This window comes from Nocardioides eburneiflavus (assembly GCF_004785795.1).
Lineage (GTDB): Bacteria > Actinomycetota > Actinomycetes > Propionibacteriales > Nocardioidaceae > Nocardioides > Nocardioides eburneiflavus.
Genome location: NZ_SRRO01000001.1, coordinates 521,254 through 539,663 on the forward strand (window position 1 = coordinate 521,254; position 18,410 = coordinate 539,663).

The 18,410-nt window shown below is 72.6% G+C and carries 17 protein-coding genes; 13 read left to right on the plus strand and 4 right to left on the minus strand.

The genetic code is table 11. The features are described 5' to 3' along the window. Positions 1-12 precede the first annotated feature (12 nt). The gene (locus tag EXE59_RS02470) at positions 13-1,515 is read right to left on the minus strand and encodes an MFS transporter (RefSeq protein WP_135837480.1); all 1,503 of its coding nucleotides are present in this window, start codon (positions 1,513-1,515) and stop codon (positions 13-15) included. Between the two features lie 324 nt (positions 1,516-1,839). On the opposite strand from EXE59_RS02470, the gene EXE59_RS02475 reads away from it, so the two are divergent. After that, positions 1,840-3,342 (plus strand): outer membrane protein assembly factor BamB family protein, encoded by a 1,503-nt coding sequence (locus tag EXE59_RS02475; protein ID WP_210428864.1) that lies wholly within the window; start codon positions 1,840-1,842, stop codon positions 3,340-3,342. Positions 3,343-3,525: 183 nt separating this feature from the next. Here the strand turns inward: EXE59_RS02475 and EXE59_RS02480 are convergent, their stop codons facing one another. Beyond that, positions 3,526-3,729, minus strand: coding sequence for a cold-shock protein (locus EXE59_RS02480; protein WP_135837482.1), 204 nt, complete (start codon positions 3,727-3,729; stop codon positions 3,526-3,528). A gap of 369 nt (positions 3,730-4,098) precedes the next feature. On the opposite strand from EXE59_RS02480, the gene EXE59_RS02485 reads away from it, so the two are divergent. From EXE59_RS02485 to EXE59_RS02505, 5 genes are all read left to right on the plus strand, one after another. Then, complete coding sequence (locus EXE59_RS02485; protein ID WP_135837483.1) at positions 4,099-4,467, plus strand: DUF485 domain-containing protein; 369 nt, start codon at positions 4,099-4,101, stop codon at positions 4,465-4,467. Further along, on the plus strand, positions 4,464-6,071 hold the full coding sequence (locus tag EXE59_RS02490) for a solute symporter family protein (RefSeq protein WP_135837484.1): 1,608 nt from the start codon (positions 4,464-4,466) through the stop codon (positions 6,069-6,071). The genes EXE59_RS02485 and EXE59_RS02490 overlap by 4 nt, the downstream gene beginning before the upstream one ends. Positions 6,072-6,253: 182 nt before the next feature. Beyond that, positions 6,254-8,191 (plus strand): acetate--CoA ligase, encoded by a 1,938-nt coding sequence (gene acs / locus EXE59_RS02495; RefSeq protein WP_210429129.1) that lies wholly within the window; start codon positions 6,254-6,256, stop codon positions 8,189-8,191. A 107-nt stretch (positions 8,192-8,298) separates the two neighbouring features. Further along, a complete protein-coding gene (locus EXE59_RS02500; protein ID WP_210428865.1) occupies positions 8,299-9,102 on the plus strand; it encodes an S-methyl-5'-thioadenosine phosphorylase in 804 nt (267 codons plus the stop codon). Next, the gene (locus EXE59_RS02505) at positions 9,099-10,148 is read left to right on the plus strand and encodes an NAD-dependent epimerase/dehydratase family protein (RefSeq protein ID WP_135837487.1); all 1,050 of its coding nucleotides are present in this window, start codon (positions 9,099-9,101) and stop codon (positions 10,146-10,148) included. The genes EXE59_RS02500 and EXE59_RS02505 overlap by 4 nt, the downstream gene beginning before the upstream one ends. Positions 10,149-10,151: 3 nt before the next feature. Here the strand turns inward: EXE59_RS02505 and EXE59_RS02510 are convergent, their stop codons facing one another. After that, positions 10,152-11,477: a hypothetical protein gene (locus EXE59_RS02510; protein WP_135837488.1), complete on the minus strand. Its 1,326-nt coding sequence runs from the start codon at positions 11,475-11,477 to the stop codon at positions 10,152-10,154. A gap of 112 nt (positions 11,478-11,589) precedes the next feature. Between EXE59_RS02510 and EXE59_RS02515 the strand changes: the two genes are divergently transcribed. Genes EXE59_RS02515 through EXE59_RS02545 form a run of 7 tightly spaced genes read left to right on the plus strand, consistent with a single transcriptional unit; the run spans position 11,590 to position 16,976 of the window. Beyond that, positions 11,590-12,258: a glycosyltransferase family 2 protein gene (locus EXE59_RS02515; protein ID WP_135837489.1), complete on the plus strand. Its 669-nt coding sequence runs from the start codon at positions 11,590-11,592 to the stop codon at positions 12,256-12,258. Beyond that, the gene (locus EXE59_RS02520; RefSeq protein WP_246056447.1) at positions 12,255-12,911 is read left to right on the plus strand and encodes a TIGR04282 family arsenosugar biosynthesis glycosyltransferase; all 657 of its coding nucleotides are present in this window, start codon (positions 12,255-12,257) and stop codon (positions 12,909-12,911) included. Before EXE59_RS02515 ends, EXE59_RS02520 begins: the two co-directional genes overlap by 4 nt. Next, a complete protein-coding gene (locus tag EXE59_RS02525) occupies positions 12,908-13,558 on the plus strand; it encodes a class I SAM-dependent methyltransferase (protein ID WP_210428866.1) in 651 nt (216 codons plus the stop codon). Before EXE59_RS02520 ends, EXE59_RS02525 begins: the two co-directional genes overlap by 4 nt. After that, complete coding sequence (locus EXE59_RS02530; RefSeq protein ID WP_135837490.1) at positions 13,555-14,715, plus strand: molybdopterin-dependent oxidoreductase; 1,161 nt, start codon at positions 13,555-13,557, stop codon at positions 14,713-14,715. The genes EXE59_RS02525 and EXE59_RS02530 overlap by 4 nt, the downstream gene beginning before the upstream one ends. After that, positions 14,712-15,125 carry a hypothetical protein gene (locus tag EXE59_RS02535; protein WP_135837491.1) on the plus strand — a complete coding sequence of 138 codons (414 nt, stop codon included), beginning with the start codon at positions 14,712-14,714 and terminating at the stop codon, positions 15,123-15,125. The genes EXE59_RS02530 and EXE59_RS02535 overlap by 4 nt, the downstream gene beginning before the upstream one ends. Positions 15,126-15,135: 10 nt before the next feature. After that, positions 15,136-15,813 (plus strand): response regulator transcription factor, encoded by a 678-nt coding sequence (locus EXE59_RS02540; RefSeq protein ID WP_342777186.1) that lies wholly within the window; start codon positions 15,136-15,138, stop codon positions 15,811-15,813. Continuing rightward, a complete protein-coding gene (locus EXE59_RS02545; RefSeq protein WP_135837492.1) occupies positions 15,810-16,976 on the plus strand; it encodes a sensor histidine kinase in 1,167 nt (388 codons plus the stop codon). The genes EXE59_RS02540 and EXE59_RS02545 overlap by 4 nt, the downstream gene beginning before the upstream one ends. An 11-nt stretch (positions 16,977-16,987) precedes the next feature. On the opposite strand, the gene nhaA is transcribed toward EXE59_RS02545, so the two are convergent. Further along, complete coding sequence (nhaA, locus tag EXE59_RS02550; protein ID WP_135837493.1) at positions 16,988-18,397, minus strand: Na+/H+ antiporter NhaA; 1,410 nt, start codon at positions 18,395-18,397, stop codon at positions 16,988-16,990. Positions 18,398-18,410 lie beyond the last annotated feature (13 nt).

An 18,410-nucleotide genomic window follows, 5' to 3' on the forward strand; every position in this document is an offset into this window, starting at 1 on the left:
GTCAGTCTCCGCTCAGATCCCGGCGCCGGCCAGGCTGTGGGCGCGGACCTCGGCGGGCCGTCGCAGGTAGACCGCCCAGGTCACCGCGCCGCAGACCACGTAGAAGGCGGTGAAGACCACGAAGGCGCCCTTGGTGGCGGACATGGGGTCGGCCACCCACGGTGCGCTGAAGGCCATCGGGATGAGGAAGCCGCCGATGGCGCCCACCGCGCCGATCACGCCGATCGCGGCGGAGGCCTGCTTGGTGCCGGCCAGCAGGGCGGCGGTGCGCTCGGGGGTGCCGGGCGTCGTGGCCCGCTCGGCCTCGGTGCGCCAGATCGCCGGGATCATCTTGTAGGTCGAGCCGTTGCCGATGCCGGTGGCGGCGAAGACGCAGAGGAAGAAGCCCAGGAACCACGGGAACCACGACTGGTTGGCGGACGCGATCGCCGGGTCCGCGGTCGGGTTGGGGGTGAGCTGCACGAGCGTCCACAGCACGGCCAGAGTGAAGACGACCATCGCGCCGAACGCACCCAGCGTCACCTTCGCGCCGCCGAGCCGGTCGGCCAGCCAGCCGCCGAACGGCCGCGTCGCCGAGCCGACGAGGGCGCCGAGGAACGCGAAGTAGGCGAAGTAGATGCCGGTCCCCAGCGGCGCCGGCTCCGGCACCCAGAAGTTCAGCTTGATGAGCAGCGGCATGGCGGCGGAGTAGCCGATGAACGAGCCGAACGTGCCGATGTAGAGGAACGCCATGATCCACGTCTGCCGCTTGCGCACGACCTGCAGCTGCTCGCGGGGGGAGGACTTCGCGGTGCTCAGGTTGTCCATGAAGAAGTACGCCGCGAGCGTCGCGACGATCGCGAGGCCGGCGTACACCCAGGCCGCGCGCTGCAGGTCGATCCCGCCCTCGGACGCCTTGACCAGGCCGAAGATCCCGGCGCCGCCCACGATGACCGGCAGGAAGAGCTGGATCAGCGAGACACCGAGGTTGCCGCCCGCGGCGTTGAGGCCCAGCGCGGCGCCCTTCTTGGCCGAGGGGTAGAAGAAGTTGATGTTGGCCATCGAGCTGGCGAAGTTGCCGCCGCCGAGGCCGGCCGTGGCGGCGATCAGGCAGAACACCCAGTACGGCGTCTCCGGCCGCTGCACGGCGTACGCGAACCCGAGCGTGGGGATGAGCAGGAGCGCCGCGCTCGCCATCGTGAAGTTGCGGCCACCGAACTTCGGCACCGCGAAGGTGTAGGGCAGGCGCAGCAACGAGCCGACGAGGTTGGGCAGTGCCACCAGCACGAAGAGCTGCTGCGGGGTGTAGTCGAACCCGGTCGCGACCAGGAAGGCCGAGCTCACGCTCCAGATCAGCCACACCGAGAAGCCGAGGTGCTCGGCGAAGATCGACCAGATCAGGTTGCGCCGGGCGACCCGGCGTCCGGTCGTCTCCCAGAACTCGGCGTCCTCGGGACGCCAGTCCTCGATCCAGCGGCGGCTACGGCGGGCTGCGGGGGCAGTCGCCTCGCCGGGGGGAGTCGCGGTAGTGGTCATGGGGTGCCTCCGGGGCATGCGAGGGGATCCGGTCGAGCCCCAGCGTGGGCCGCGGGTGTGACGGCCGCTTCAGACTGCGGTGGCAGCGCCGTCACATTCTCCTCACGGCCTCACGAGACGGTGTGCGCTGTGGTCTGGTCCGCCAACGAGGTCTGTTGACGCCGCGCACGGGCGGGAGTACAGCTCGTACGAGGTCGGGAACGCACCAGGTTCGTCACGCGCACACGCAGGCGCGATCCGCTACGAGCACGGGAGTTTCCAATGCACGCAAGAACGCAGGGAAGAAGGCTGTCCAGGGTCGCAGGGGCCCTGCTGGCGGTGGGGGTGCTGTTCGTCGCACCCGCCGCGATCGGCGCACAGGCAGGCTGGCCGAGCGCCGGCCACGATCTCGGGAACACGAGGAACGGTGACAGCACCATCGGCGTCGGTGGTGCCGCGAAGCTCGCGCTGAAGTGGAAGGTGGCGACCGCGGGCAACGTCTCGGCGACCCCGGCCGTGGAGAACGGCATCGTCTACGTGCCCGACGACCAGGGCAACCTCTACGCGATCGACGCCACGACAGGCGTCGTCATCTGGCAGAAGAACCTGAGCACCCACTACGGGGCTCCCTTCGGCGACTACTCCCGGGCGACCCCGGCCATCTCCGGGAACACCCTGGTCTTCGGCGACCAGTCCGGCAAGGTCTTCAGCCCGGACGGCTGGGTGTTCGCCGTCGACAAGCGCGACGGCTCGCTGCTGTGGAAGACCACCGTTCCGGGCGGCTACCCGATCCTCACGCAGTCGGCGACCATCGCCGGCGGCACCGTCTACCTCGGCGCGGCCTCCTACGAGGAGGTCCTCGTGCGGTTCGGGGTGCCGCTGACCTTCCGGGGCTTCTTCATGGCACTGGACCTCGCCACGGGCCAGGTGAAGTGGAAGACCTTCATGACTCCCCCGGGATACACCGGCGCAGCAGTGTGGGGCAGTGCCCCGGCGGTGGACCTCAAGCGCGGCACGGTCTACATCGCCACCGGCAACAACTACTCGATCCCCGACGACGTGACCGACTGCGTGGCCGCGGCCACCACGGACGAGGCCCGCGCGGCCTGCGTGCCGGCCGACAACATGTTCGACGCCATCGTCGCGCTCGACACGACCACCGGCGCGGTCAAGTGGTCCACGCGGGCCCTGCCCGTGGACGCCTGGAACGTGTCGTGCGGCATCCCCGTGCCCGGCTTCGAGGACCCGGTCGAGGGGTGCCCGGAGAACGCCGGCCCCGACTACGACTTCGGCCAGGCGCCGATGCTGTGGAAGACGGGCGGCAAGGAGTTCGTGGGCGCCGGCCAGAAGTCCGGCATCTTCTGGGCCCTGGACCCGGACACCGGTGCCGTGATCTGGAAGACCCAGGCGGCTCCCGGCGGACTGGCGGGCGGCCTGCAGTGGGGCTCGGCCACCGACGGGTCGCGGATCTACGTGGCCTCGGCCAACACCGACCGGAAGCCGTGGACGCTGAGAGACGGGACCACCATCAACCACGGTCACTGGGCGGCACTCGACGCAGCCACCGGTCAGCTGGTCTGGGACCGTGCCAACCCGGCAGCAGCCACCGCGTCCGGGGCGGTGACCGTGGCGCGCGGCGTGGTCTACGCGTGCTCCGGTGACGCGGCGGGCCACATGTACGCCCTCAAGGCCAGCGACGGCACCCAGCTGTGGGACTACCCGTCGGGGGACTTCTGCTACAGCGGTGCTGCCGCCGTGGACGGAGCCCTCTACTGGGGCAGCGGCTACAACCTCGGCGTCGAGCTGCCCGGTCAGGCGGTCCACGCCTTCACCGTGAACGGGAGGTAGCAGGGACGTGCCGCTCTCCCCAACCTGGGGACTACGTGGGCGCCGTCGGCGCGCGTAGCGTGACCGAGGTGGAGCGTCGCGCCTGACGCTGCGCCACCCGACCTTCTCGTCAGGCGCGACCATCCGCCCACGGACGCACGGAGGGCCCCGACCGCAGCTGCGGTCGGGGCCCTCCGGTGACGATCAGATCGCGCGGACGTTCTCGGCCTGCGGGCCCTTGGGGCCGGCGGTCACGTCGAACTCCACCTTCTGGTTGTCGTCGAGCGACTTGTAGCCGTTGGTCTGGATCGCGGAGAAGTGGACGAACACGTCCTCGCCGCCGCCGTCCTGCGCGATGAAGCCGAAGCCCTTGTCAGCGTTGAACCACTTGACGGTGCCCTGAGCCATGATGATTTCCTTTGTTTCGAGTCGGGACTGTCTGCCCCTGAACTGCTGAAGACATCCATGCGTACTGATGTCCAGCGAACCGAAACCAGGAGTACGAGATACGAGCCGCGCATCGTGTGCGGCCAGGACGGCTGGGTGCTCCGTCCCTTCAACACGCTCAAGCCTACGGCACGGGTCCCGATGCGACGACTCCTCGATGGCCCCGAGGCTGCGCGGACCGCTCGTCGTACGACAGCGACCGCCGGGCGACCGGCGCCGGCCACCGGTCGCCCGGTCCGTACGCGCCCCTCCCGGACGGGAGGTGAGCGGTGTCACGGTGACGGCGGTCACACAGGGTGGCCGCCAGCCAGAGTGTGAGAGGACGAAGCCGTGACCATCGAGGCACCCGACCAGGCCGCGCGCCACGATCCGGTCTATGACCGGCTCCACGAGACCAGCGAGTACACCGAGCTGAGGAAGCGCTACCGCGGCTTCGTCATCCCGGCCACCGCCGCCTTCCTGGCGTGGTACCTGCTCTACGTGGTCATGTCGAACTGGGCAGGCGGCTTCATGGCCACCCAGGTCATCGGCAACATCAACGTCGCCCTGATCTTCGGGCTCCTCCAGTTCGTCACGACCTTCGGGCTGGCCTACACGTACAGCCGCTACTCCAACGCCAAGCTCGACCCGCTGGCCCGCAACCTCGAGCAGGCCTACCGCGACCAGGCCGGCACCGACGCGAAGCGAGGCCAGGCATGAGCGACCAGTTCCTCACCACGTTCCTGTTCCTGTCGGTCGTCGCGCTGACGGTCGGCATCACCTTCTGGGCCAGCCGCCAGACCAAGACGGCCACCGACTTCTACTCCGGCGGCCGCTCCTTCTCCGGCTTCCAGAACGGCTTGGCGATCGGCGGCGACTACATGTCGGCCGCCTCGTTCCTCGGCATCTCCGGCGCCATCGCGGTCTACGGCTACGACGGCTTCCTCTACTCCATCGGCTTCCTCGTCGCGTGGCTCGTGGCACTGCTGCTGGTGGCCGAGATGCTCCGCAACGCCGGTCGCTACACGATGGCCGACCAGCTCGCGTTCCGGATGAACCAGCGGAAGGTCCGCACCGCGGCGTCGGTCTCGACCGTCGTGGTCTCGATCTTCTACTTGCTCGCCCAGATGGTCGGCGCCGGCACGCTGGTGGCGCTGCTGCTCGGCGTCGAGAGCGAGGCGATCAAGAACATCACCATCATCGGCGTCGGTGTCCTGATGATCTTCTACGTCGTCGTCGGCGGCATGAAGGGCACGACCTACGTCCAGATCGTCAAGGCCGTGCTGCTCATGCTCGGCTCGGCGCTGATCGTGGTGCTGGTGCTCGCGGAGTTCAACTTCAACCTGTCCTCGCTGCTCGGCGCCGCTGCCGAGAACTCGGGCAAGGGCGAGGCCTTCCTGCAGCCCGGCCTCCAGTACGGCAGCACGCTGACGTCGCAGATCGACTTCCTGTCACTCGGTCTCGCGCTCGTGCTGGGCACCGCCGGCCTGCCGCACATCCTCATCCGCTTCTACACCGTCCCGACCGCGCGTGACGCGCGCAAGTCGGTGCTGTGGGCGATCGGCCTGATCGGCGCGTTCTACCTGATGACGCTCATCCTCGGCTTCGGTGCGGCTGCGCTGCTCGACCGTGAGGTCGTCGACCCGGCAGCGGGCGGCAACCAGAACCTGGCCTCCCCGCTCCTCGCCGAGGCCGTCGGCGGCGGCGACGGGTCCACGGGTGGCGCGATCCTGCTCGCCCTCATCGCGGCGGTCGCCTTCGCGACGATCCTCGCCGTGGTGGCCGGCCTCACCCTGGCCAGCTCCTCGTCGGTCGCCCACGACCTCTACAAGGGAGTGATCAAGAAGGACCAGCCGGTCAGCGAGAACGACGAGGTGCGGGTCGCCCGCATCGCGGCCTTCGCGATCGGCGCCATCGCGATCGCGCTGTCCATCCCGGCGCAGCGCCTCAACATCGCCTTCCTCGTGGCGCTGGCCTTCGCGGTGGCCGCCTCGGCCAACCTGCCGGCGATCATCTACAACATGTTCTGGCGCCGCTTCAACACCCGAGGTGCGACGTGGAGCATCTACGGCGGCCTCATCTCCGCCGTCGGCCTGGTGCTGCTCTCCCCCGTCATGTCGGGCCTGCCGACCTCGATGTTCCCCGACTCCGACTGGGCGATCTTCCCGCTCAACAACCCGGGCATCGTCTCGATCCCGCTGGGCTTCCTGCTCGGCTACATCGGGACGGTCACCAGCCGGGAGCCGGCCGCGGAGGACCGCTTCACCGAGCTCGAGGTCCGCGCGCTGACCGGCGCCGGCGCCGAGGGCGCGACGCACCACTGAACCACCCGCACCCCGTGAGGTGCACCCCGTGAGGTGCACCCCGTGACCCCCTCGCCGAGCCGGAGTAGGTTCGGCGAGGGGGCCGCCACAACACCCCCGCACCACCACGTGATCCCGCACGTCGACGCCGTTCGCGTCCCGACCGAGGAGAGACCTTGTCCGAGCAGACCCTGTCCAACCTGATGTCCGAGGACCGACGCTTCGAGCCCCCCGCGGACCTCGCGGCCGACGCCAACGTGAAGGAGGAGGCGTACGACCGTGCCGACTCCGACCGCGAGGCCTTCTGGGGGGAGGCCGCCGAGCGCCTCGACTGGGGGCAGAAGTGGGACCAGGTCCTCGACTGGTCGAACCCGCCGTTCGCCAAGTGGTTCGTCGGCGGCACCCTCAACGCGTCGGTCAACTGCGTCGACCGCCACGTCGAGGCCGGCAACGGCGACAAGGTCGCGATCCACTGGGTCGGTGAGCCCCACGACGACACCCGCGACATCACCTACGCCCAGCTCAAGGACGAGGTGTCACGGGCCGCCAACGCGCTGACCGAGCTCGGTGTGAGGAAGGGCGACCGCGTCGCGATCTACATGCCGATGATCCCCGAGGTCGTCGTCGCGATGCTCGCCTGCGCCCGCCTCGGCGCCCCGCACACCGTCGTCTTCGGCGGCTTCTCCGCCGACGCCCTCGCCTCGCGCATCACCGACTGCGAGGCGCACGTCGTGATCACCTCCGACGGTGGCTACCGCCGCGGCGCGGCCAGCGCGCTCAAGCCGGCCGTCGACGAGGCCGTCGAGAAGACCGGCGACCTGGTCCGCCACGTGCTCGTCGTCCGCCGTACGGGGCAGGACATCGAGTGGAACGGCCGGGAAGAGGGTGGGCGCGACGTGTGGTGGCACGACGCCGTCGACGGCGCCTCGGCCGAGCACGAGCCCGAGATGCACGACTCCGAGCACCCGCTCTACGTCATGTACACCTCCGGCACGACCGGCAAGCCCAAGGGCATCCTGCACACCACCGGCGGCTACCTCACCGGCACGTCGTACACCCACTGGGCGGTCTTCGACCTCAAGGACGACGACGTCTACTGGTGCACCGCCGACGTCGGCTGGGTGACCGGCCACTCCTACATGGCCTACGGGCCGCTCGCCAACGGTGCGACCCAGGTGATGTACGAGGGCACGCCCGAGAAGGGCCGGTGGTGGCAGATCGTCCAGGACTACAAGGTGACGATCCTCTACACCGCCCCGACCGCGATCCGCACCTTCATGAAGCAGGGCCGTGAGATCCCCGACGGCTACGACATGTCGTCGCTGCGCCTCCTCGGGTCGGTCGGCGAGCCGATCAACCCGGAGGCGTACGTCTGGTACCGCGAGGTCATCGGCGGCGACCGCTGCCCGGTCGTCGACACCTGGTGGCAGACCGAGACGGGCCAGATCATGATCAGCCCGCTGCCCGGCGTCACCGCCGGCAAGCCCGGCTCGGCGATGAAGGCCCTCCCCGGCATCTCCGCCGACGTGGTCGACGACGACGCCAAGCCGGTCGGCAACGGCAACGGCGGCTACCTCGTCCTCAAGGAGCCGTGGCCCGCGATGCTCCGCACGCTCTGGGGCGACGACCAGCGGTTCAAGGACACCTACTGGTCGCGCTGGGAGGGCCTCTACTTCGCCGGCGACGGCGCGAAGCTCGACGACGACGGCGACATCTGGCTGCTCGGCCGCGTCGACGACGTGATGAACGTGTCGGGCCACCGCCTGTCCACCACCGAGATCGAGTCCGCGCTCGTCTCGCACCCCAAGGTCGCCGAGGCCGCCGTCGTCGGTGCCGCCGACGAGACGACCGGCCAGGCCGTGTGCGCCTTCGTCATCCTGCGTGACTCCGCGGGTGACGGCGGCGAGGACATCGTCGAGGAGCTGCGCAAGCACGTCGCCAAGGAGATCGGCGCGATCGCCAAGCCGCGCCAGATCATGGTCGTGCCCGAGCTGCCCAAGACCCGCTCGGGCAAGATCATGCGCCGCCTGCTCAAGGACGTCGCCGAGCACCGCGAGGTCGGCGACGTGACCACCCTCGCCGACTCGACGGTGATGGACCTGATCAAGACCAAGGAGGGCTCGGCTCCCTCCGAGGACTGACCTCCACCCCGCCTGCGTCATACGAACCCGTACCGACAGGTGCGTGCCGACAGGTGCGGGTTCGTATGACGCCCGGGGCCGGAACATGGGTCCGCTAGTTTCGAGTGGTGACTGACTCCCCGCGAGCCGACGTCGCCGTCATCGGCGGCTCCGGCTTCTACTCGTTCCTCCCCGACGCGACCGAGCACGCGGTCACCACCCCGTACGGCGACCCGTCCGCACCCATCGCGATCGGCGAGGTGGCGGGCCGGTCGGTCGCCTTCCTGCCCCGGCACGGCCGCCACCACGACCACCCGCCGCACGCCATCCCCTACCGCGCCAACGCGTGGGCGCTGCGCTCCCTCGGCGTACGCCAGGTGCTGGCGCCCTGCGCCGTCGGCGGGCTCCGCGTCACCGTGGCCCCCGGCGACCTCGTCGTGCCGGACCAGCTCGTCGACCGCACCCACCGACGGGTCGGCTCCTTCGTCGAGTCGGGTGCGGTGCACCTGCCGTTCGCCGACCCCTACTGCGCGGGCGTCTCCGCTGCCCTGACCGGCGCGGACCCGGACGTCCGGGAGGGCGGCACCATGGTCGTGGTCGAGGGCCCGCGCTTCTCCACGCGTGCCGAGTCGCGCCACTACGCCGACCAGGGCTGGGACCTGATCAACATGACGGGGGCGCCCGAGGCGGCCCTGGCCCGCGAGATGGGCCAGTGCTACGCCCCGCTCGCGCTCGTCACCGACATGGACGCGGGCGCCGAGTCCGGCGAGGGCGTGGGGCAGGAGGAGGTCTTCGCCCTCTTCCGCGCCAACCTCGACCGGCTCACCGGCCTCCTGGGCTCCGCCATCGAGGCCCTGCCCGACCCCGACGGCTGCGCCTGCGGCACCTGGTGGGACGGCGTGGACCTGACCTACGAGGTGCCGGCCCGGTGAGGGTCCTGCTGACCGGATCGGCCGGCTTCATCGGCTCGGCGATCGGCCGGCAGCTGGCGGACGCCGGGCACGAGGTCGTCGGCGTCGACCTGATGCTCGCCTCGGCGCACGGCGCGTCGGTGCCACCGGACGGGACGCTCCAGCTCGACGTCCGCGACGCGGCCGACACCACGTGGGCAGGACTGCTGCGCGGCACCGACGTGGTGTGCCACCAGGCGGCGCTGGTCGGCGCGGGCGTCCGCGTCGGCGACCTCCCGGCGTACGCCTCCCACAACGACCTCGGCACCGCCGCGCTCCTCGCGGCCATGCACGACGCCGGGGTGGACCGCCTGGTCCTCGCCTCGTCGATGGTCGTCTACGGCGAGGGCCGCTACACCTGTCCCGACCACGGCGACCAGCTCCCTCCGCCGCGGGAGGTCGCCGCGCTGGAGGCCGGTGACTTCGAGAACCACTGCCCCACCTGCGGCCGCGCCCTCGACTGGGACCTCGTCCCCGAGGACGCCCGGCTCGACCCCCGCAGCACCTATGCCGCGAGCAAGCTCGCCCAGGAGCACTACGCCTCGTCGTGGGTGCGGCAGGCCGGTGCGGCCGCGGTCGCGCTGCGCTACCACAACGTGTACGGCCCCGGCATGCCTCGCGACACGCCCTACTCGGGGGTGGCGGCGATGTTCCGGTCGTCGCTCGAGCGGGGCGAGCGGCCCCAGGTCTACGAGGACGGAGGCCAGACGCGCGACTTCGTCCACGTCGACGACGTCGCCCGCGCCAACGTGCTCGCGATCGAGCAGGTCGCCGCGGAGCCGGCGCCGAGGTTCGCTGCCTACAACGTCTGCTCCGGCGCCCCGGTCACGATCCTCGACGTGGCGAGCCGGGTCAGCGCGGGGAGCGCGAGCCGGCTCGAGCCCGAGGTGACGGGCGGCTTCCGTCCCGGCGACGTGCGGCACGTCGTGGCGTCGCCCGAGCTGGCCCGGCGCGAGCTCGGCTTCACCGCAGCCGTGGGACCCGACACCGGTCTCGCCGACTTCGCGACGGCCCCGCTGCGGGCGTGAGGGTCACCAGCTGGTGTAGAGCAGGTGCTGCACCACCAGCGCGGCGACGACCTGGAGGGCGAGGCCCCACCGGCGCCAGCCGCCGGGAAGCAGAGCCAGCGACAGGGTCAGCCACGGCACGAACGGCAGCCAGATCCGCTCCACCTCGGCCTTCGACATCCGGCTCAGGTCGGCGACCGTGACGGCCGCGAGGGCGGCGAGCGCGAGCACGGCGACGGTCCTCGCCCCGCCGGTGTGGCGACGCACTGCGACGGCGACGCCGGCGCCGAGCAGGGGGCCGGCGGAGACCAGCAGCGCCCCGACGTTGCCCCAGATCCAGTACGCCGCGGGGCGGGTAGCCGCGATCCCGTCCCAGTAACGCTCGACGAGCACCGGGTAGGCCTCCCACCACGCGAACCCGAGCCCGGCGAAGACCAGCACCACGAGCAGTGCCGACACGGCCGCGACCGGCAGCGGCCACCAGCTGCGCGCCAGCCGCAGCACGGCGAGGGCGATCACCCCCAGCAGCGGCAGGCCGTACGAGCTCATCACGCAGCAGCTGAGCAGCAGGCCCGCCAGCACGCCCCACGCGACCATCGACGCCCGGCGGGAGGCCGTCGCGGAGGCGGCGAGGGCCGCGAGCCCCCACGCCGCCACGGCGGCGAAGACCGCGTCGGCCGACACCGCCAGGTAGACCGCGGCGGGGCTGAGCACCAGGAACGGCGCCGCCAGCCGGCCGAGGTCCTCGGCCCCCAGCGAGCGCGCGGTCAGCAGGACCGCGGCGGGGATGCTGGCCGCGACCACGCACACGGTGAGGGCGGCCGCGAGGTCCCCGCCGAGCCCCACGCCCACCAGAGCGACGAAGAACAGCAGCGCGCCCGGCGGATGGCCGGCCACGTGCGTGGGCCAGTTGTCCGGGTGCGCGGCGGGGATCCGGTCGACGTACTCCCGCAGCATCGCCGGCACGTCGGTGACCTCGCGCGCGGTGACCAGGTACTCGTGGTGGTTGGCCATCACCCTCGTGAGGCCCGAGGTGCCGTCGACCAGCGCCAGTGCGAGCAGCCACGCCAACGATGCGCCGTACGCCACCACGAGCAGGCGCCGCCACGGCCAGGTCCGCGCCCACGCCTCGCCCCGCCACACGCCCACCACCGCCAGGAGGAGCGCCGGCAGGGTGCCGGGCCCGACCTTGGCTCGCCAGAGGCCGTGGGTCGGCGGTGCGCCCAGGGAGTCGCTGCGGGCGTCGACGTCCCACCCGGTGAGGACCGGCACCGCGAACGACGCGAGCAGCACCAGCGTTGCCACTCCCAGGCCCACCCACGCGCGGGCGGACGTGCTGAGGGAGGGCATGGCGACGAGCCTAGGCGCGTCGGGACGCGCGGCCGGACCGGTCGGCCAGCCGTCACAGTCACGTAATCACTTGGGGGGTCCGGCGCCCCGGACGGCTGGCTAGGTTCGCAGCATGACCAGCGACGCAGCCGTCTGCGACCTCGTCCTCCCGTGTCGCGACGAGGGGCCGGCTCTGCCCGCCCTGCTGTCCCGGGTGCCCGGGGAGTTCGCCGTGGTGGTCGTCGACAACGGCTCGCGCGACGACACGGCCGAGGTGGCCGAGCGGCTGGGCGCGCGCGTCGTCGTGGAGCCCGTCCCGGGGTACGGCTCCGCCGTGCACGCCGGCCTCCTCGCCGCGACCCGCGACTTCGTCGCCGTGATGGACGGTGACGGGTCGTTCGACCCCACCGACCTGCTGGCGCTGCTGGCGGACGTGCGCGAGGGTCGCGCGGACCTCGCGGTCGGGCGCCGTCGCCCCACCCGGCGGGGGACGTGGCCCTGGCACGCCCGCGCCGGCAACGCGCTCATCGTGGCGTGGCTGCGGCGGAGCATCGGCATGACCGCCCATGACATCGCGCCGATGCGGGTGGCCCGACGGCAGGCGATGCTCGACCTCGGGCTGCGCGACCGTCGCTTCGGCTACCCCGTCGAGCTGCTCCAGGCGGTGACCCGGGCAGGGTGGCGCGTGGTCGAGCACGACGTCGACTACCACCCCCGCGCCGAGGGCACCCGCTCCAAGGTCTCGGGTTCGGTCTGCGGCACGGTCCGTACGGCCCGCGACTTCTGGCGGGTGCTGTCGTGACCGGCCTGACCGTGCTGGTGATGGCCAAGGCTCCCGTGCCGGGGCGGGCCAAGACCCGCCTCGCCGTCGCGACCGGCGACGAGGTCGCCGCCGACCTGGCCGCGGCGGCGCTGCTCGACACCATCGCCGCGGTCGCCGCGCTCCCCGGTGCGCGCGGCCACCTGGCGCTCGCCGGCGACCTGCCGACCGCCAGTCGCGGCCCCGAGCTGGTGGCCGCGGTCGAGGGCTGGCGGGTCACCGCGCAGCGCGGCGCCTCGTTCGCCGACCGGCTGGCCGCCGCCCACCTCGATGCGGGCCCCGGCCCTGTGGTGCAGGTCGGCATGGACACGCCCCAGCTCACCCCGGAGCTGCTCGCGGGGGTGCTCGACGACCTCGCCGGCCACGACGCCTGCCTGGGCCCTGCCCCCGATGGCGGCTGGTGGGTGCTCGCCCGGCACGACCCCTCGGTGGCGGCACCGCTGGGCGGGGTGGCGATGTCGACGACGTCGACGTACGACGACACCCGGGCCGCCCTCGTCGGCGCCGGGTACCGGGTCTCCTCGACGACGCCACTCGGGGACGTCGACACGGTCGAGGACGCGGCCGAGGTGGCGCGGCTGGCGCCGCACACCCGGTTCGCGGCCGCCTTCCGGGCCTGGGAGGAGAGGTCGTGACGGCCGACCTGTCCTTCACCGAGGCGTTCACGTGGGCGCTGCGCGGTGCCACGACGCGGGTCGCGCACTCCACGGGCGAGTCCGCGGTGCTGCCGGTCGAGTCGTGGACCGGGCACGCCGACGCGGCCGACCACGCCCTGCTGGACCTGTGCGAGGGCGACACCCTCGACATCGGGTGCGGCCCGGGTCGACTCACCCACGAGCTGACCCGGCGCGGCCACCTGGCCCTCGGGGTCGACGTGGTCGAGGAGGCCGTCCACCTCACCCGGCGGCGCGGCGCTCCGGCGGTGGTCGCGGACGTCTTCGACGCCGTGCCGGAGGAGGGCCGGTGGGGCACCGCCCTGCTCGCCGACGGCAACGTCGGCATCTCCGGTGACCCCGCCCACCTGCTGCGCCGGGTGCGCGAGCTGCTGCGTCCCGGCGGCCGGGCCGTCGTCGAGGTCTCCCGCCCCGGCGCCGGGTCGTCCGCGGGCTGGTCGCGGCTCGAGCTGCCCCACGGCCGCAGCCGGCCGTTCCGGTGGGCCTTCCTCGCCGTGGACGACGTCGCGGCCGTCGCGGTCGCAGCCGGGCTGCTGGTGGCCTCGGTCCACCGGCTCACTCCGCACGACGACGGCCGCTGGGCGGCCGTGCTGGACAGGCCGCGATGAGGGCGCCGCACCCCGACGACTTCTCCTCACGGCTGCGCAGCCCGGCGGTCGCCGCGCGGGTGGGCGTGTGGCTCGGCGTCTCGTTCGTCCTCTGCTTCCTGACCGGCCTGGTCAGCCACTGGGCGCAGCTGCCCTCACCGGCGATCCCCTTCCCGACCGGACCCGTCTGGGGCTACCGGGCGACGCAGGGGCTCCACGTCGTCTCGGGGTGCGCCGCCGTCCCGCTCCTGCTGGTCAAGCTCTGGGCGGTCTACCCGCGACTGTTCGAGCGGGTCGACCTACGGGCCGGGCGACAGGCGGCGCTCGTCGGCCTCGAGCGTGCCTCCATCGGCGTGCTCGTGGCCTCGGCGGTCTTCCAGCTGACCACCGGCCTCGCCAACGCCGCCCAGTGGTACCCCTGGCGCGAGTTCTCCTTCCGCACCGCCCACTACGCACTCGCCTGGGTCGCCATCGGCGCGCTCGTCCTGCACGTCGCGGTCAAGCTGCCGGTGGTCCGGGCAGCGCTGGCCGCGGACGTCGACGACACGGCGCTCGACCGCCCGGGCGCCCAGGAGGCTGGGGCGGTGTCGAGGCGCGTGCTGCTGCGCGGCACCTGGGCGGCCGCCGGCGTCGCGGTGCTGGCCACGGCGGGTGGCACCGTGCCGTGGCTGCGCCGGGTCAGCGTGCTCGCCGTCCGGACGGGCGAAGGCCCCGGGGGCGTACCGATCAACAAGACGGCAGCCGCCGCCGGCGTGCTCGCCACCGCCACGGACCCGGGCTGGGCGCTGGACGTACGCGTCGACGGCGCTGTCGCGGCGCGGCTGACCCTGGCCGACCTCCGCGCCCTGCCCCAGCACACGGTCGACCTCCCCATCGCCTGCGTCGAGGGGTGGAGCGCGCAGGGGCGCTGGTCCGGCGTCCGGGTCCGCGACGTGCTGGCCGCGGCCGGCGCGGCGGGTGGCACCGACGTCGCCGTCACCTCCCTGCAAGGTCGCGGCCCCTTCATCCGTACGGTGCTGCCGGCCGCGTTCGCGGACGACGAGCGCAGCCTGCTAGCCCTCGACCTGGCCGGCGAGCCGCTGGACCTCGACCACGGCTTCCCGTGCCGCGTGATCGCCCCCAACCGGCCCGGGGTGCTCCAGACCAAGTGGGTCGCCTCGCTGGAGGTGACGACGTGAGCGCCGCGCGCTGGCTGATCGGCGGGCTGGGAGTGGTGCTCGGCGCGTACGGCGCGTGGCTGGCGCTGACCCGGCAGGACGCCGGCCAGCTCGTCGAGATCGCCGTCTGGCTCGCCGCGGGTGTCGTGCTGCACGACGTCGTCGTCGCCGGGGTGGTGCTCGCCGTGGTGGCCCTCGCGCGCCGCGTCCTCCCCGAGCCGTGGCACGCACCTGCGACACTCGGCCTCGTGGTGTGGGGCGGTGTGACGCTGATGGCGGTGCCCGTGCTGGGCAGGTTCGGCGCGCGGCCGGACAACCCGACGCTGCTCGACCGCCCCTACCTCGGCGCGTGGGCCGCGCTCACGGTCGCGTCCGTGCTGGTCGTCGCCGTCGCCGGGCTGGTGCGCGCGCGTCGTGGGACGGGGGCCTGAGGTGTCGCGGGTGCTGGTCGTCGACGACGACGAGACGGTCCGCGAGGTGGTCGTGTCCTACCTGCGAGCCGCCGGGCACGAGGTCGCCGAGGCCCCCGACGGGGCGTCCGGGCTCGCGGCCCACCAGGACCGTCGCGCCGACCTGGTCGTCCTCGACGTGATGATGCCCGGCCTCGACGGGCTCGAGGTGTGCCGCCGGCTCCGGCTCGCCGGCGACGTGCCGGTCATCCTGCTCACCGCGCTCGGCGCGGAGCAGGACCGGGTCGTCGGCCTGGAGACCGGCGCCGACGACTACGTCACCAAGCCGTTCAGCCCCCGCGAGCTGGTCCTGCGGGTCGAGTCGGTGCTGCGCCGCAGCGGCAGCGACCCAGCGGCAGCGATGCCCGACACCACCATCGACGGCGACCTCGTCGTCGACCACCTCCGCCGGACCGTCACGGTCGGCGGCACGCAGCGGTCCTTCACGGCGCGGGAGTTCGACCTGCTCGCCCACCTGGTCACCCACCCCGGGCAGGCGTTCAGCCGGGAGGAGCTGATGAGCCAGGTGTGGGGCTGGTCGTTCGGCGACTCCTCGACCGTGACCGTCCACGTGCGCCGGGTCCGCTCCAAGGTCGAGGCCGACCCCGCCGAGCCCGTCCGGCTGGTCACGGTGTGGGGCATCGGCTACCGGTGGGAGCCGGCCTCGTGAGCGAGCAGGTGCAGGTCGTCCTGGTCGCCGCGGCGGGCGGCGCGGTCGTGGGCGTGCTGGGGCTGCTGGCGGGCTGGCTGCTGCGCAGCAGGTCGCTGCGCTGGCAGCTCGCCCTCGTCGCGGTGGTCTCGGTGACCACCGTGCTGGTCGGGGTCGTCGCGATCGCGCAGCTGATGTTCCTCTCCCGCCACGACCTCCAGGTCGTCATGCTCGTGACGCTCGCCGGTGCCGTGGTGTCGCTCGGGGTGGCCGCGATCCTCTCCGAGGCGCTCGTGCGCTGGTCGCGCCGTATGCGGGAGCACGTACGCCGCATCGGGGGCGGGCTGCCCGACGAGCCCGCCCCGCAGGCGCCGGCCGAGCTCAGCGAGCTGGCCCGCGAGCTGGCGGCGGCGCGCAGGCGACTGGAGGAGGCCGCCGACCGCGAGCAGCGCCTCGAGGAGTCCCGGCGGGAGCTGGTCTCGTGGGTCTCCCACGACCTCCGTACGCCGCTGGCGGGCATCCGGGCGATGGCCGAGGCGCTGGAGGACGGCCTGGCCAACGACCCGGTGCGCTACCACAGCCAGATCCGCGGCGAGGTCGACCGGATGGTGAGCATGGTCGACGACCTCTTCGAGCTGTCCCGCATCCACGCGGGGGTCCTGCGCCTCCAGCCCGAGCTGGTCCTGCTCGGCGACCTCGTCAGCGAGGCCGTCGCGGCCGCGGACCCGGTCGCCCGGATGCACCGCGTGCAGGTCGGCGGCGAGGTCCAGTCGGGCCTCGAGGTCACCGTCGACCCCGCCGGCCTCAGCCGGGTGCTCGGCAACCTGATCGTGAACGGTGTGCGGCACACACCGGCCGACGGCTCGGTCCACGTCAGCGCCCGGGTGGTGGGCGACGAGGTCGAGCTCGCCGTCGCGGACCAGTGCGGCGGCATCGAGGCCGGCACCATCGACCGGGTCTTCGAGGTCGCCTTCCGCGGGGCCGAGGCACGCACGCCCGAGGACCCCGCCGACCCGTCGGCCGCCTCGCGAGCCGGTCTCGGGCTGGCCATCGTCAAGGGGATCGTCGAGGCGCACCGCGGGCGGGTGGAGGTGAGCAACACCGGTCCCGACGGAGCGGTGACCGGGTGCCGCTTCGTCGTACGGCTCCCGCTCAGCGGGCCCCTCACCCCGTCCGCGGGCTGACCCGTCCGGGTTCAGCTGTCGAGGACCTCGCGCACCGGGTCGGGCTCGTCCGCGGCCTCCTCGTCGTAGGTGCGACCGCGCGTGCTCGCCAGCAGCATGACGACACCGATCACCGCGGCGAGGAGGGAGGCCAGCAGGATCGCGATCTTCGCCTCCTCGGTGAGCAGGTCGGAGCCCGGGAACGACAGCCCGGCGATGAAGATCGAGACGGTGAAGCCGATGCCGGCGACCGCGCCGAGGCCGAGCACCATCGACCACGACGTGTGCTCCGGCAGCTTCGCGATGCCGAGGCGCACGGCCAGGTAGGACGTGAGGAAGATGCCGACCGGCTTGCCGACCACGAGGCCGAGGATGATGCCGAGGCCCACCGGCTCGGTGAAGACCTCGCTGATCGCGCCCAGCTCGACGCCGGCGTTGGCGAGCGCGAAGATCGGCAGCACGACGTACGCCGAGACCGGGTGCAGCGTGCTGATCAGCCGCTCCACCACCGACACCGACTCCTTGAGCAGGAACCGCAGCCGCGCCAGCTCGTCGGGGTTGAGGTGGCGGTCACGCAGCGCCCGGGTGGCGTACTCCCGGGCCACCTCCTCGTTGAGCAGCGGCCTCGCGGGAGCCAGCATGCCGATCGCGACCCCGGCCAGGGTGGCGTGCACGCCGGACTCGAGCAGGGCGAACCAGACGCCGACGCCGAGGATCGCGTAGACGACGACCGTCCAGATCCGCAGCACCCGGGCGACGACCATCGCGGCGAGCAGGCCGAGCGCGATCGCGAGCCAGGTCAGCGACAGGTCGCTGGTGTAGAACACCGCGATCACCAGGATCGCGCCGATGTCGTCGACGATCGCCAAGGTCAGCAGGAACAGCCGGGCGGCCGACGGGATCCGGCGACCGAGGATGCCGAGGACGCCGACGGCGAACGCGATGTCGGTCGCCATCGGGATGCCCCAGCCCGCACCGCCGTCGCTGCCGGGCGGGTTGAGCGCGAGGTAGAGGCCGGCCGGGAGGACCATGCCGCCGACGGCGGCGACGATCGGCAGGGCCGCCGTCTTGGGGTCGCGCAGGTCGCCGTTGACCAGCTCGTACTTGATCTCCAGCCCGACGACGAAGAAGAAGATCACCATCAGCGCGTCGTTGACCCAGTGCTGGATCGACTCGTCGAGGTGCAGCGGTCCGACGTCGAGGGTGAGGTGGGCGTGCCAGAGCGCGTCGTAGGACGAGGCCCACGGGCTGTTGGCCCACAGGAGCGCGGCCGCCGCGGCGAGCAGCAGCAGGATCGACCCGGCCGCCTCGACGCGGAGGAACTCGCGCAACGGTCGGGCGACCAGCCGGGCGAGCGGCTTGTCGCTCGCGATGTAGACCGGGCCGGACTGCCAGACCTCGTCGTCGGGTCGAGGGTCCTGGGGCTTGCGGGTCGATGCCATGCGGCGGCGCATC